We start from the raw sequence: 12,929 nt of genomic DNA on the forward strand, positions 1-12,929 counted from the left end.
TTGCGCTTAATCCATTCAAGTGTGACTGCATGAACAAACCGTTTCTCCGACCTGAATCCGGCCGTCTGCGTGCAGCGCGCGCTGCATTTTCGCGCCGCGCCGCACGTATCGTGCAATTCGGGATCACGGCACTTTGCGTGGCGTTGCCGCTGGCGGCATTTGCCCCGGCCGCGCACGCCGAACGCGCCGACAACGACAAGCCGCTGAACATTGAAGCGGACAACATGACCTATGACGACCTGAAGCAGGTCAACATCTTCACTGGCCACGTTGTTGCGACCAAAGGCACGATCATCATTAAGGCCGATCGTGTCGATGTAACCCAGGATCCGCAGGGGTATCAGTACGCGACCGGCACGTCCACGGGTGGCAACCTCTCGTATTTCCGCCAGAAACGCGACGGCCTCGACGAATATATCGAAGGCAATGCGGTGCGGATTGACTACGACGGCAAGCAGGATCTCACCACGCTGACCACGCGTGCAGTTGTGCGCCGTCTCGTGGGCCTTACCAAGATCCAGGACGAAGTGCACGGCAGCGTGATTACCTACGATGGCCAGAAAGACTTCTATACGGCGAAGGCCGGACCTGACGTCGCCGGCCCAGGCAACCCCACCGGCCGCGTGCGCGCCATGCTCGCCCCGCGTAACGGCGGCGCCGCGCCGCTGACCGGCGCACCGGCGACCCTGACGCCGTCCACCAAGATGCAAGGAACGCCGCAGCCGTGAATTCGCCCGCCATGCCTCATCGTAAGCCGGCCGGCACGAGCAGTTCGCTCACCGTCCGCAACCTGAAGAAACGCTACGGCTCGCGCACGGTCGTGAAGGACGTCTCGCTCGACGTGAAAAGCGGCGAAGTGGTCGGGCTGCTCGGTCCAAACGGCGCGGGCAAGACCACGTCGTTCTACATGATCGTCGGGCTGGTGCCGCTGGATGCAGGCGAAATCCTGCTCGATGGCACCTCCATCAGCCTGCTGCCCATTCATAAACGCGCACGCCTCGGGCTCTCGTATCTGCCGCAGGAAGCCTCCGTGTTCCGCAAGCTGACCGTGGAGCAGAACATTCGCGCAGTGCTTGAACTGCAGACGGACGAAAGCGAAAAGCCGCTCTCCAAGCAAGCGATTACGGATCGCGCGGAAGCGTTGCTGGACGAACTCCAGATCGCGCATCTGCGTGAAAACCCGGCTTTGTCGCTCTCGGGCGGCGAACGGCGTCGGGTGGAAATTGCCCGTGCGCTCGCGACCAATCCTGCGTTTATCCTGCTGGACGAACCGTTCGCGGGCGTCGATCCGATCGCCGTGCTCGAAATCCAGAAGATCGTGAAGTTCCTGAAGCAGCGCAACATTGGCGTGCTGATCACGGACCACAACGTGCGCGAGACGCTCGGCATCTGCGATCATGCTTACATCATCAGCGACGGCAGCGTCCTTGCGGCAGGCGCGCCAAGCGAGATCATCGAAAATGAGAGCGTGCGGCGCGTTTATCTCGGCGAGCATTTCCGTATGTGATTGCGCGGGTGCAGCATCGTGCGCCCGTTTCAACACCGCTGAGGACGGCGTCCCGCGCCGCCAGCGAATCCTGTGTGCCGCCCGCGAGGCGGCACTTGTTTTTGGTCGATCCCCGCGAGGTGTCGCGCCCGTGGCAAACTCTCTACAATGATTAAAACCTTGCCATGAAAGCCAGCCTCCAACTCCGCCTATCGCAGCATCTTGCGCTGACCCCACAACTGCAGCAGTCCATCCGGCTGCTGCAGTTGTCGACGCTCGAACTGCAGCAGGAGGTCGCGATGGCTGTCGCGCAAAACCCGCTGCTCGAGAACGAGGACGACTGGACCACCAGCCCGCTGCGCGTGGCGGCGGACGGCTCGCTGATCACGTCAGCGGGGGCATCGGTGAACGCGCCCGATTCCATGATGAGCAACGGCTCGTCGTCGAGCAGCAGCAGCACGTCCACGACTGACCGCTCCGAAAACGGCGAGCCTCAAGGGGTAGACGAATACAACGGCATGAGTTCGTCGGATAACGGGCCGGATTCGAGCTCGTGGAACCTGGAAGATTACGGCCGCTCGAATAGCGGCTCCGACGACGACGACCTGCCGCCGCTGCAAATCCACGAATCGACCACTACGCTGCGCGATCACCTGGCGTCGCAACTGCGCATGACGAAGGCGAATCAGCGCGATCGCGCGCTGATCACGTTCCTCATCGAATCGCTTGATGAAGACGGTTACCTCACGTCATCGCTCGAGGAAGTGAAGGCGGATCTGCCGGATGAACTGGAAGTCGATGTCGACGAATTGAGCGCAGCGCTTGCGTTACTGCAGAGTTTCGATCCGCCTGGAGTGGGCGGCCGGTCCGCGTCGGAATGTCTCAAGCTGCAGTTGCTGCGGCTCGATCCGTCACCCATCCGGACGCTCGCACTCGATATTGTGATGCACCATCTGGAGCTCCTGGCCGCCCGCGATTTCACACGCTTGCGCAAGCAACTCAAGGCATCCGACGACGCCTTGCGCGACGCTCATTTGCTGATCCGTTCACTGGAACCTTTCCCGGGCGCCGCGTTCGGAAAAAGTGAAGCGGATTATGTAGTTCCTGACATTCTGGTGCGCAAAATGTCCAGCGGCTGGACGGCAGAATTGAATCCGGAAATTGTGCCGAGGCTTCGAATCAATCACCTCTATGCGAATATTTTGCGCAACAATCGCGGCGATCCGGGCAGTGGATCGTTGCGCCAACAGCTGCAGGAAGCACGTTGGCTGATCAAGAATATTCAACAAAGATTCGAGACGATTCTCCGCGTTGCACAAGCCATTGTGGAGCGTCAGAAGAACTTTTTTGCGCACGGTGAAATTGCAATGCGGCCCTTGGTTTTGAGGGAGATTGCTGATACGCTGGGTTTACACGAATCCACCGTCTCACGTGTGACAACCGGTAAGTACATGCTGACCCCATTCGGGACGCTTGAATTTAAGTACTTCTTCGGATCGCACGTTTCGACCGACACGGGTGGCGCGGCATCGTCCACGGCGATCCGGGCACTCATCAAGCAACTGATAGGAGCCGAAGACTCAAAATCTCCTCTTTCAGACAGCCGCATCGCAGAGTTGCTGGCAGAACAGGGATTCGTGGTGGCACGCCGCACGGTGGCCAAATATCGCGAAGCTCTGAAAATTCCGGCAGTGAACTTGCGAAAATCTCTGTAGCCCGCTGCATGTCGCGGCGGGCCTTTACCGGCCGCGTCGCGAAAGCGCGAGCGAGCCGGCCGATGCGTCCCGTTCCGCCGTTCGCGAGAATGGACAGGTACGGGCAAGCAGCGACCGGTTTGAGCAGCGTGATAGCGTCCCAGGCGGCCATCAGCTTGGAGAGCAACTATGAATCTGCAGATCAGTGGACACCATCTCGAATTGACGCCTGCGTTGCGAGAATATGTGATCACCAAACTGGATAGGGTGCTACGGCACTTCGATCAGGTGATCGACGGCAGTGTGGTCCTCTCGGTCGACAATCATAGGGAAAAGGACAAGCGGCAAAAGGTCGAAATCAACTTGCATCTGAAGGGCAAGGACATTTTCATCGAGAGTTGTGACGTTGATATGTACGCAGCGATCGACTTGATGGTCGACAAGCTGGACAGGCAAGTGCTCCGCCACAAGGACAAGATCCAGGGCCACGCGCACGCGACGATGAAGTACGGACACGAACCGCAGGAGAGCGAAGTTCCGGCGCCGTGAGGAATCGTGAACGGTTAGAGGAGTAATTCAAATGGGTTGAACGGCGCATCGGCTGGGAGTTTTTTCGATGCGCCGGACTCCGGAGCAATATAGGCCGGAGCCCATCGGTCCGATAGTCCCGGCACGAGCCGCCTGAAAGCAGGCGGCTTTTTTGTCGCCACCGGTTTGGGGCGGTTTTTCGTCGCAGCAGGGCGAACTTGGGCGAAGCAGCGAGCGTCGCGTTATGTGCAACAAACACGTCAACTGTATGGCGCGCCGCACCATCGTTTGATTACGCTGTTCTATAATGGTCCGCTCAGAAGTTAGTACCGGGTACCGGGGTTGTTAATCGGAGTGAAGCGAGACTTTTGTCTCCCGCGCATTCCTTACCAAAAATCGCCGTGAGCGTTTCGTGCAGGTTCTGCAGCCGCCACGATGAGGAGAATTCAGGCCACGCATCTGCCTGCCAACATGAATCGTTTAGCCAAATTTCTTCCCCTCGAAAATGTCGTCCTCGGACTGTCCGTCACTAGCAAGAAACGTGTATTCGAGCAAGCGGGCCTGATCTTCGAGAACCAGAACGGCATTGGCCGCAGTACCGTCACCGACAATCTCTTTGCGCGCGAGCGCCTTGGCTCGACCGGTCTCGGCGAAGGTGTCGCTATTCCCCACGGACGCATCAAGGGCCTGAAGCATCCGCTCGCCGCCTTCGTGCGCCTGGCTGAGCCCATCGCCTTCGAATCGCCGGACGGACAGCCGGTGTCGCTGCTGATCTTTCTGCTTGTTCCAGAGCAGGCCACGCAACAGCACCTCGAAATCCTCTCGGAAATAGCGCAACTGCTTTCCGACCGGGATGCACGCGAACGCCTGAACACTGAAGAAAATCGTGAAGCGCTGTACCAAGTGCTCACGCAATGGCAGCCCTGAGCTCTATGAGCCGGGCCTCGTGCTGGACGTGAAGCCGGATCGGTACGGAGAACCAGGCCGAATGGCCCTCTCGCGTCGGCGGCCCTTCTAGCGCACAATCAGTCCTATTGAGCGGAGCATTGAAGAGACCAACCCGGCTCTTCAATTGCCCCATGCTCGCGGCCTCTCTCGGAGTTCCGGCCCTCATGGATACGTCCAGCATCAACGCCCAGAGTATTTTCGACGATAACGCGGCCGCGCTGAAACTGAGCTGGCTGACGGGACACGAAGGCTGGGAGCGCGGCTTTTCGACCGAAACCGTTGCCAATGCAACGTCAAGCGCCGACCTCGTGGGGCACTTGAACCTGATTCACCCCAACCGTATCCAGGTGCTCGGCGACGCCGAAATCACCTACTACCAGCGTCAGTCCGACGAAGACCGCTCACGCAACATGGCCGAACTGATCGCGCTGGAACCGCCGTTTCTGGTGGTGGCAGGCGAAGTCGGCGCGCCGCCTGAACTGGTCCTGCGCTGCACGCGCTCGTCCACGCCGCTCTTCACCACCCGCATGTCGGCGGCAGCCGTGATCGACAGCCTGCGGCTCTATATGTCGCGGATCCTTGCTCCGCGCGCCACCTTGCACGGCGTGTTCCTCGACATCCTCGGCATGGGCGTCCTGTTGACCGGCGATTCCGGTCTCGGTAAAAGCGAACTCGGGCTTGAGTTGATCAGCCGCGGTCACGGTCTTGTCGCTGACGACGCCGTAGACTTTGTGCGCCTCGGACCGGATTTTGTCGAAGGCAGATGCCCGCCGCTACTGCAGAACTTGCTGGAAGTCCGCGGCCTCGGGCTGCTTGATATCAAGACCATCTTTGGGGAAACCGCCGTTCGGCGGAAAATGAAGCTCAAGTTGATCGTTCAACTTGTGCGTCGTCCGGACGGTGAATTTCAGCGCTTGCCGCTCGAAAGCCAGGCGGTCGACGTGCTCGGCCTGCCGATCAGCAAAGTGACTATCCAGGTGGCGGCCGGCCGGAATCTGGCCGTGCTGGTTGAAGCTGCTGTGCGGAACACGATCCTGCAATTGCGCGGTATCGATACCTTGCGCGACTTCATGGATCGTCAGCGCCTCGCGATGCAGGACCCCGAAAGCCAGTTCCCCGGCAAGCTGATCTGACCGGTTGAGATGGCTGGACCGGCGGCATCGAGCGTTCGGCCACCGCCCGGACCCGATTTTTGCGGGCTTTGCGTGCTGCGTCTTTTGCGTGCGATTACCTAGAGCGAACGAGTCCTTATTCATGCGCATTATTCTGATTACGGGTATTTCCGGCTCCGGCAAATCGGTTGCCCTGAACGCTCTCGAAGACGCCGGGTACTATTGCGTCGACAACCTGCCTCCGCGCTTCCTGCCTGAGCTCGCGGCCTATCTCAATAGCCAGGGGCAGGCACGTCTAGCTGTTGCTATCGACGCGCGGTCGAGCCGGTCGCTCGACGAAGTGCCCGCCATTATCAAAGATCTGTCGCAAGCGTTCGACCTTCGCGTCCTATTTCTGAACGCAAGTACACAGTCGCTGATCCAGCGTTTTTCCGAGACCCGCCGCCGCCATCCGCTGTCGGGTTCGCCGGGCCACGACGCCGACGTGGGGCTGCTCACGTCGTTGGGCGAAGCGATCGAACGGGAGCGCGAACTCGTGTCGGGGCTCGCCGAATTCGGTCACCAGATCGACACCAGCAATCTGCGGGCGAACGTGTTGCGCGCGTGGGTGAAGAGTTTTATCGAGCAGGAAACGGCCGGGTTGACGCTGATGTTCGAGTCGTTCGGATTCAAGCGCGGTGTGCCGCTCGACGCCGATTTTGTCTTCGATGTCCGCACGCTCCCGAATCCCTATTACGATCACGAATTGCGGCCGCTGACGGGCCTGGACAAACCGGTTATCGACTTTTTGTCCGCCCAGCCGATGGTTCACCAAATGATCGACGACGTAGGCACGTTCATCGCTAAATGGTTACCGCAATTTCGTGACGACAACCGTAGTTACCTGACGGTGGCAATCGGCTGCACGGGTGGCCAGCATCGCTCGGTATTCATCGCCCAGGCGCTCGCCGCGCGCTTCGGTGACAAGGCCAACGTGATTGTGCGGCATCGCGACGCACCCATCGCTCTCGATGGACACGTCGCGCCCATGCAAACCTGATCGCCTTCGGGCGGCCTTTTTAAAGAAGCGCGCGATGTCCACCAATCCCCTTCTCGCCGACCTGCCGCTGTTTCCGCTGCATACCGTGTTGTTTCCGGGCGGCCATCTTCCCCTGAAAATCTTTGAAGCCCGCTATCTCGACATGGCGCGCGCGTGTTTGCGCGAAGGTACGCCGTTCGGCGTGTGCCTGTTGAAAAGCGGCAATGAAATTGCGTCGCCGGGGGATCAGTCGGTGCCCGAGAACATCGGTTGCCTCGCCGAGATCACACAATGCGACGTGGACACGTTCGGCATGCTGCTGGTCCAGGCACGGGGAACGACGCGTTTTCGGCTGTTGTCGCATCGCGTTGAGCCGAGCAATCTGCTCGTGGGCGTGGCGGAAACGATCGGGGACGACACGCCGCTGGACGGCACGGAAGCCTTGGTGAAGTTTGGCGCGTGCGCGGAAGTGCTGGAGCGGATCATCGATGCAATCAAGGCACGCGAGCCGAAGGATCTGCCCTTCACCGAGCCCTTCCTTCTCGATGATCCAACGTGGGTATCCAACCGTTTATCCGAGATCCTGCCAATCCCCATGCGCGCCCGGCAAAAGTTGATGGAGCTAGAAGACGCGGCCGCGCGGATCGATGTCGTGCATCACTACATGCAGCAACATCAGCTGCTTTGAAGCGGCTTTAAATCAGCGAGCCCTGCAGCGCATCGAGCAGTTTGCGAACTGGCGCGGGCACGCCATACGCGTCGATATTCGCAAGCGGCGCCCACACGGTCTTGCTATCGGCGGCGTCGGGCACACCGTTCGCTCGGCCAAGACGCGGCTCAATATCCAGTTTGAAATGCGTGAACGTGTGCGTGAAGGGCGTAAGCCGTTGAAGCTCGGCAGACCCGCCGAAGCTATGCGAAACCGCGGCGAGCGCGTCTTCGTCCTGTGCTTCAGGCAAGCTCCATAATCCGCCCCAGATGCCCGTAGGCGGACGCTTCTCAAGCAGGACGCTATTGCCGTCTTGCAGCACCAGCATCCAGGTCTTGCGTGTCGGCACCGTCTTTTTCGGGCGCGACGTCGGCAATTCCTTTTGCCGTCCCGTCACGTTCGCCACGCAATCGGCGGCAAACGGGCAGCGCGCGCAATCCGGCTTGCCGCGCACGCACAGCGTTGCGCCCAGATCCATCAAGCCCTGCGTGTACGCGGTGACATCGTCCTTGTGCGCGGCATCGGGAAGCAGCGATTCAGCCAGCGTCCACATGGTATTTTCCACGCGCTTTTCGCCCGGAAATCCGTCGATACCAAACACACGCGCGAGCACCCGCTTCACGTTGCCATCGAGAATCGTCGCGCGTGCGCCGAACGCAAACGACGCAATGGCTGCCGCCGTCGATCGCCCGATACCCGGCAGTTCTGCCAGCTCATCGACCCCGCGTGGAAACTCGCTGCCGTGCTCTGTCGCCACCACAAACGCGCATCGATGCAGATTTCGCGCACGAGAGTAATAGCCGAGGCCGGCCCAGAGCGCCATGACGTCGTCGAGCGGCGCGAAAGCGAGCGCGTTCACGGTGGGGAAACGGTCGAGAAAACGCGCGTAATACGGAATCACCGTCGATACCTGCGTCTGCTGCAGCATGATTTCGGACAACCAGATCCGATAAGCATCGCGCGTGTTTTGCCATGGCAGGTCGTGACGGCCATGAACACGTTGCCACGCGATCAGGCGCGTGGAGAAGTCGGTGAGCTGGAGCATGGAACTAACGCTGGCAGCGCGGGCAAAAGTACGTGGATCGCTGGCCTTGCACGATTTGTTTGATGGCCGTTCCGCAAACATGGCAGGGCAATCCCGCGCGATCATAGACGAAATAATCGAGCTGGAAATAGCCGGACTCGCCATTGCTGCCCACGAAATCGCGCAACGTGCTGCCGCCCTTTTCGATCGCCGCGGCCAGGGTTGTACGCACGGCGTCGGCGAGAAGATCGTAGCGCACGAGCGAAACGCGGCCGGCCGCGACGGTCGGCCGGATGCCCGCGCGAAACAGGCTCTCGGACGCATAAATGTTGCCCACGCCGACGACCATCGTGCCCGCGAGCAGCGCCTGTTTCACGGACACCTTGCGCCCGCGCGTCTGACGATACATCAGCGCGCCGGAAAATTCGGGCGTGAATGGCTCTACGCCCAGGCCTGCCAGCAGCGGATGGTCGAGGACATCGCCGTCTGCGCGCGCGTGCCAGAGCACTGCGCCGAAACGCCGCGGATCGCGAAAGCGCAAAATGAAGTCATCGAAGATCACATCTATATGATCATGCTTCGCCGCATCCGGCGGCCGCGGCACGTTACGCAATACCCGTAGCGTCCCCGTCATGCCCAAATGCACGATCAGCCAGCCTTCAGAGGTCTCGAACAACAGGTACTTGCCGCGCCGCTCGACCTTGTCGATTTTCAACGCCTTCATCGTTTTGGCGAGATGCGGCGGAATGGGCCAGCGCAGCGCCGGTGTCCGGACATCGACACGCTCGACCCGGCGTCCGGTAACAAACGGTTCGATCCCGCGTCGGGTTACTTCGACTTCCGGCAACTCTGGCATGTTTTACTGGTCTGTAACTTGCTGTGGGATGTGCGCGTATTGTAGCGAGCGCGTTACAATCGACTGAAACATTGATCGGATTTCCATGAACTTGTCCTTCGTAAAGTTGTTTTCGAAGCAGCGTGCAGCGACCGCTCAAACGAGCGCCGCACGCGGTAAGCCGGTCTACCCGAGCAAGCTCGCGGCCGCAGTGGCGTTCGCGGTGGCGGCGTTTGCGCTGGCGCCTGCCTACGCGCAGAGCCCCGCGCAACTCCCGACGCCTGACGACGACCAATCGGCCATCAGCGCAGCGGACCTGATCACCGCACCGCCCACAGGCAAGGAAGTACAGGACCTGCCGAATGTGGCTGCGTCCAGCCAGATCGTCTTCCAGGTGCTCGCGGCGGAAGTCGCTTTGCAACGCAATCAGGCAGCGCCCGCTTATCAGACGTATCTTGCCCTCGCGCGCGACACGCACGATCCACGCTTCGCGCAGCGCGCGACCGAGATTGCGATCGCCGCACAGAGTCCCAACGACGCGCTAACGGCAGTCCAGCTCTGGCAGCAGTTTTCGCCGAATTCGGAACGTGCGGCGCAGTTGAGCGCGTCGCTGCTGATCCTCTCCGGCAAGCCCGACGACGCCAAGCCGATCCTCACCTCCGAGCTCGCGAAGGTACCGCCTGATCAGCGCGGCGACGCCATCCTTTCGCTACAAATCCTGCTCTCTCGCGGACCGAATCGCGTAGGCGGGTTGAATGTGCTGAAGGATCTGGTCAAGAACGATCTGGACCGGCCGGAAACGCAACTGGCGCTCGCCCGGCAGGAAATTGCCGCCGACGACCTGCCAGGTGCGAAGGCATCGCTTGAGCAAGCGCTGAAATTGAAGCCGGACTATTTGCCTGCGGCGTTGACGCTGGCGCGCATGGGACCGAACGAGCGCAACGAAGGCATTGCATCGTTTGAGAAGTACCTCGAGAAGGATCCGAAGTCGCACGACGCGCGGCTCGCGCTGGCGCAACTGTATCTGTCGGCGGATCGTCTCGACGACGCCCAGAAGCAGTTCGAAATCATGCGCAAGAACGATTCGAAAGACCTGACGCCACTCATGGCGCTCGCGCTGATCAACATTCAGAAGAAACAGCCGGACAAAGCGCAGGATTATCTGAAACAGTACGCGGCCGCCGCTGAAAGCACGCCGAACGCCGATCCGGGTCAGGCCTATATCTATCTCGCGCAGTTGTCGCTGGAAAAGAAGGACGACGTAGCTGCGAACCAGTGGCTCGACAAGATTCCGCGCGCGAGCCAGCAGTATCTGCCGGCGCAGGTCACGCGCGCGCAGATCCTCGCCTCGCACGGCAAGGTCGACGAAGCGCGTCAATTGCTTGGCAGCCTGCAGACATCGGATCCGCGCGATCTGGCGCTGCTCGCCCGTACCGACGCCGCCATGCTGTTCCAGGCGCAGCGGTACCCGGAAGCGGAAGCGGCGTTGGCGAAGGCGTCAGCGGCTTTCCCCGATGACCCGGACATTGCCTACGACTATGCCATGGCGGCTGAAAAGAACGGCCATTACGACGTCATGGAAACGCAGTTGCGCAAGCTGATGAAACAGCAGCCGGACAACGCGCAAGCGTACAACGCGCTGGGCTACTCGCTCGTCGATCGCAACGAGCGTCTGGACGAGGCAGAGAAGTTGATCGAGAAGGCGGTGTCGCTTGCGCCGAACGATGCGTTCATCATGGACAGCCTCGGCTGGGCGAAGTATCGGATGGGTAATCAGGCGGAAGCGGCCAGCATCCTGAAGAAAGCCTACGACCTGCAGCCGAACGCCGAAATTGGCGCTCATCTGGGCGAAGTGCAGTGGAAGTCAGGGCAGCAGGATCAGGCGCGCAATACATGGCGTCAGGCGCAAAAGCTCGAACCGGGCAACGACACATTGGTGAAAACGCTCAAACGATTCCAGGTGAACGACCTTTGAACTTGATTGCAACGAATTTCATGGGTGGCCAGCGCGCGCGTCGCGGTGCGTTGGCGCTAATGGCAGCGGGTGTGGTGGTGGCGTCGGGGTGCGCGATCAAACCCCGGGTGCCGAGTACATCGAACGCAGCAACCGCGGTGACCGCGCAGACCAGCCGGGCATATCACGGGCGGTTCGCAGTCCAGTACGACGACCAGACCGGTCAGCAACGCAACGCGTACGGCAACTTCGACTGGCAGGAAACCGGAGACACCGTCACGCTCCAATTGCGCAATCCGCTTGGGCAAACGCTGGCTATCGTGACGTCGTCTCCGTCGTCGGCCACGCTCGAATTGCCGAACCGCGACCCGCAGACCGCCGATAACGTCTCCCAGCTGATGAGCAACACCCTCGGGTTCGCGCTGCCGGTGGAAGGCTTGCGATACTGGCTGCAGCCATCGCCTGCGCCAACCTCGCGGGCACGCACGACCATGGATTCATCGTCGGAAAACGGCCGCCTGAAGGAAATCAAGCAGGACGGCTGGACCATCGACTACCTGGCTTACGCCGACGCGCCCGCCACTGGCGTAAAGCGCGTGAATCTGTCGCGCGCCGAACCTCCGCTCGAGATCAAGCTCGTCCTCGACCAGTAACGTTTTCCGCAACTTATAAGCATGTCGTCACCTCAACCGGGTTCATTGCGGGCGCCGCTGCGCCCGCCGGCCGACGCTTCCCTGCGCAATTGCCTCGCGCCGGCCAAGCTCAACCTGTTCCTGCATATCACCGGACGTCGTCCGGACGGTTATCACGCGCTTCAGACGGTATTCCAGTTGCTCGACTGGGGCGACCTGCTGCACTTCACCCGTCGCGACGACGGCGTGATCGCCCGCAAAACCGACGTTCCCGGCGTGCCGGAAGCCGATGACCTTGTCGTACGTGCTGCGCGTCTGCTGCATTCGACAACGGGCACCCCCCTTGGCGTAGACATAGAAATTGATAAAATACTGCCTATGGGCGCCGGTCTCGGCGGTGGCAGTTCTGACGCCGCGACTACGCTGCTTGCGCTGAATCACTTGTGGGGCCTGGATTTATCGCGACAAGCATTGCAGGATCTGGCGCTGAAACTGGGTGCCGATGTGCCGTTTTTCGTCTTCGGGCAAAATGCTTTTGCTGAGGGCGTGGGCGAGGCGCTGCAGGTCGTCAATCTGCCGAAGCGTTTTTTCCTGGTGGTGACTCCTGCGGTGCATGTTCCAACCGCTGCGATTTTTTCAGAGAAAGGGTTGACGAGGGACTCAAAAGTCCTCACAATTACGGACTTCCTTGCACAACATAGTTCTGACGCAGATTGGCCTGACAGCTTCGGCCGAAATGATATGCAGGCAGTTGTGGTTGAGAAGTACGCGGAGGTAGCTAAGGTGATTGAGTGGTTTTCGAATCTTTCACCTGCGCGAATGACCGGATCTGGAGCGAGCGTGTTTGCCGCTTTTCGTAGCAAAGCCGAAGCTGAGATGGCGCAAGCCAAACTCCCAGCAAGCTGGAAAAGCAAAGTGACCGAAAGTCTGGATTCGCATCCTCTCTTCACTTTCGCGTCGTAAAGTTTCGTTTTGACGGGTTTGTCCTA

At 60.3% G+C, this 12,929-nt stretch carries 13 protein-coding genes; 11 read left to right on the forward strand and 2 right to left on the reverse strand.

Annotation, left to right across the window (positions count from 1 at the left end):
* The first annotated feature begins 29 nt into the window (after positions 1 to 29).
* The 8 genes from lptA to ACMX25_RS27890 all read left to right on the forward strand — a co-directional run bounded on the left by lptA (position 30) and on the right by ACMX25_RS27890 (position 7,474).
* A complete protein-coding gene (gene lptA / locus ACMX25_RS27855; protein WP_414953221.1) occupies positions 30 to 728 on the forward strand; it encodes a lipopolysaccharide transport periplasmic protein LptA in 699 nt (232 codons plus the stop codon).
* 11 nt (positions 729 to 739) lie between these two features.
* Complete coding sequence (gene lptB, locus ACMX25_RS27860; RefSeq protein WP_414953247.1) at positions 740 to 1,507, forward strand: LPS export ABC transporter ATP-binding protein; 768 nt, start codon at positions 740 to 742, stop codon at positions 1,505 to 1,507.
* 164 nt (positions 1,508 to 1,671) lie between these two features.
* Positions 1,672 to 3,201 (forward strand): RNA polymerase factor sigma-54, encoded by a 1,530-nt coding sequence (locus ACMX25_RS27865; RefSeq protein WP_414953222.1) that lies wholly within the window; start codon positions 1,672 to 1,674, stop codon positions 3,199 to 3,201.
* Between the two features lie 168 nt (positions 3,202 to 3,369).
* The gene (gene hpf, locus ACMX25_RS27870; protein WP_031357598.1) at positions 3,370 to 3,729 is read left to right on the forward strand and encodes a ribosome hibernation-promoting factor, HPF/YfiA family; all 360 of its coding nucleotides are present in this window, start codon (positions 3,370 to 3,372) and stop codon (positions 3,727 to 3,729) included.
* A gap of 414 nt (positions 3,730 to 4,143) precedes the next feature.
* Positions 4,144 to 4,635 carry a PTS IIA-like nitrogen regulatory protein PtsN gene (gene ptsN, locus ACMX25_RS27875; RefSeq protein ID WP_306427252.1) on the forward strand — a complete coding sequence of 164 codons (492 nt, stop codon included), beginning with the start codon at positions 4,144 to 4,146 and terminating at the stop codon, positions 4,633 to 4,635.
* 185 nt (positions 4,636 to 4,820) lie between these two features.
* On the forward strand, positions 4,821 to 5,789 hold the full coding sequence (hprK, locus tag ACMX25_RS27880; protein WP_031357600.1) for an HPr(Ser) kinase/phosphatase: 969 nt from the start codon (positions 4,821 to 4,823) through the stop codon (positions 5,787 to 5,789).
* Positions 5,790 to 5,910: 121 nt separating this feature from the next.
* Entirely contained in the window at positions 5,911 to 6,807 is an 897-nt protein-coding gene (gene rapZ / locus ACMX25_RS27885; RefSeq protein ID WP_414953223.1) for an RNase adapter RapZ, read from the forward strand.
* A 34-nt stretch (positions 6,808 to 6,841) separates the two neighbouring features.
* Entirely contained in the window at positions 6,842 to 7,474 is a 633-nt protein-coding gene (locus ACMX25_RS27890) for an LON peptidase substrate-binding domain-containing protein (protein ID WP_414953224.1), read from the forward strand.
* 7 nt (positions 7,475 to 7,481) lie between these two features.
* On the opposite strand, the gene mutY is transcribed toward ACMX25_RS27890, so the two are convergent.
* Together mutY and mutM are read right to left on the reverse strand one after the other, a co-directional pair.
* Entirely contained in the window at positions 7,482 to 8,540 is a 1,059-nt protein-coding gene (gene mutY / locus ACMX25_RS27895; RefSeq protein WP_414953225.1) for an A/G-specific adenine glycosylase, read from the reverse strand.
* Positions 8,541 to 8,544: 4 nt separating this feature from the next.
* Complete coding sequence (gene mutM / locus ACMX25_RS27900) at positions 8,545 to 9,375, reverse strand: bifunctional DNA-formamidopyrimidine glycosylase/DNA-(apurinic or apyrimidinic site) lyase (RefSeq protein ID WP_414953226.1); 831 nt, start codon at positions 9,373 to 9,375, stop codon at positions 8,545 to 8,547.
* A gap of 85 nt (positions 9,376 to 9,460) precedes the next feature.
* Between mutM and ACMX25_RS27905 the strand changes: the two genes are divergently transcribed.
* From ACMX25_RS27905 to ispE, 3 genes are read left to right on the forward strand one after another with little or no spacing between them, the layout of a single operon-like run.
* A complete protein-coding gene (locus ACMX25_RS27905) occupies positions 9,461 to 11,329 on the forward strand; it encodes a tetratricopeptide repeat protein (protein WP_414953227.1) in 1,869 nt (622 codons plus the stop codon).
* 20 nt (positions 11,330 to 11,349) lie between these two features.
* Complete coding sequence (gene lolB, locus ACMX25_RS27910) at positions 11,350 to 11,961, forward strand: lipoprotein insertase outer membrane protein LolB (protein ID WP_414953248.1); 612 nt, start codon at positions 11,350 to 11,352, stop codon at positions 11,959 to 11,961.
* A gap of 21 nt (positions 11,962 to 11,982) precedes the next feature.
* Complete coding sequence (gene ispE / locus ACMX25_RS27915; protein WP_414953228.1) at positions 11,983 to 12,903, forward strand: 4-(cytidine 5'-diphospho)-2-C-methyl-D-erythritol kinase; 921 nt, start codon at positions 11,983 to 11,985, stop codon at positions 12,901 to 12,903.
* Positions 12,904 to 12,929: the final 26 nt, after the last annotated feature.

Source organism: Caballeronia eucalypticola, from assembly GCF_047608185.1.
Taxonomy (GTDB): domain Bacteria; phylum Pseudomonadota; class Gammaproteobacteria; order Burkholderiales; family Burkholderiaceae; genus Caballeronia.

Coding starts and splice junctions, on each gene's coding strand:
- lolB (WP_414953248.1), top strand. CDS start 11,350: ATGGGTGGCCAGCGCGCGCGTCGCGGTGCGTTGGCGCTAATGGCAGCG.
- ispE (WP_414953228.1), top strand. CDS start 11,983: ATGTCGTCACCTCAACCGGGTTCATTGCGGGCGCCGCTGCGCCCGCCG.
- ptsN (WP_306427252.1), top strand. CDS start 4,144: ATGAGGAGAATTCAGGCCACGCATCTGCCTGCCAACATGAATCGTTTA.
- mutY (WP_414953225.1), bottom strand. CDS start 8,540: ATGCTCCAGCTCACCGACTTCTCCACGCGCCTGATCGCGTGGCAACGT.
- rapZ (WP_414953223.1), top strand. CDS start 5,911: ATGCGCATTATTCTGATTACGGGTATTTCCGGCTCCGGCAAATCGGTT.
- hprK (WP_031357600.1), top strand. CDS start 4,821: ATGGATACGTCCAGCATCAACGCCCAGAGTATTTTCGACGATAACGCG.
- ACMX25_RS27890 (WP_414953224.1), top strand. CDS start 6,842: ATGTCCACCAATCCCCTTCTCGCCGACCTGCCGCTGTTTCCGCTGCAT.
- ACMX25_RS27905 (WP_414953227.1), top strand. CDS start 9,461: ATGAACTTGTCCTTCGTAAAGTTGTTTTCGAAGCAGCGTGCAGCGACC.
- ACMX25_RS27865 (WP_414953222.1), top strand. CDS start 1,672: ATGAAAGCCAGCCTCCAACTCCGCCTATCGCAGCATCTTGCGCTGACC.
- lptA (WP_414953221.1), top strand. CDS start 30: ATGAACAAACCGTTTCTCCGACCTGAATCCGGCCGTCTGCGTGCAGCG.
- hpf (WP_031357598.1), top strand. CDS start 3,370: ATGAATCTGCAGATCAGTGGACACCATCTCGAATTGACGCCTGCGTTG.
- mutM (WP_414953226.1), bottom strand. CDS start 9,375: ATGCCAGAGTTGCCGGAAGTCGAAGTAACCCGACGCGGGATCGAACCG.
- lptB (WP_414953247.1), top strand. CDS start 740: ATGCCTCATCGTAAGCCGGCCGGCACGAGCAGTTCGCTCACCGTCCGC.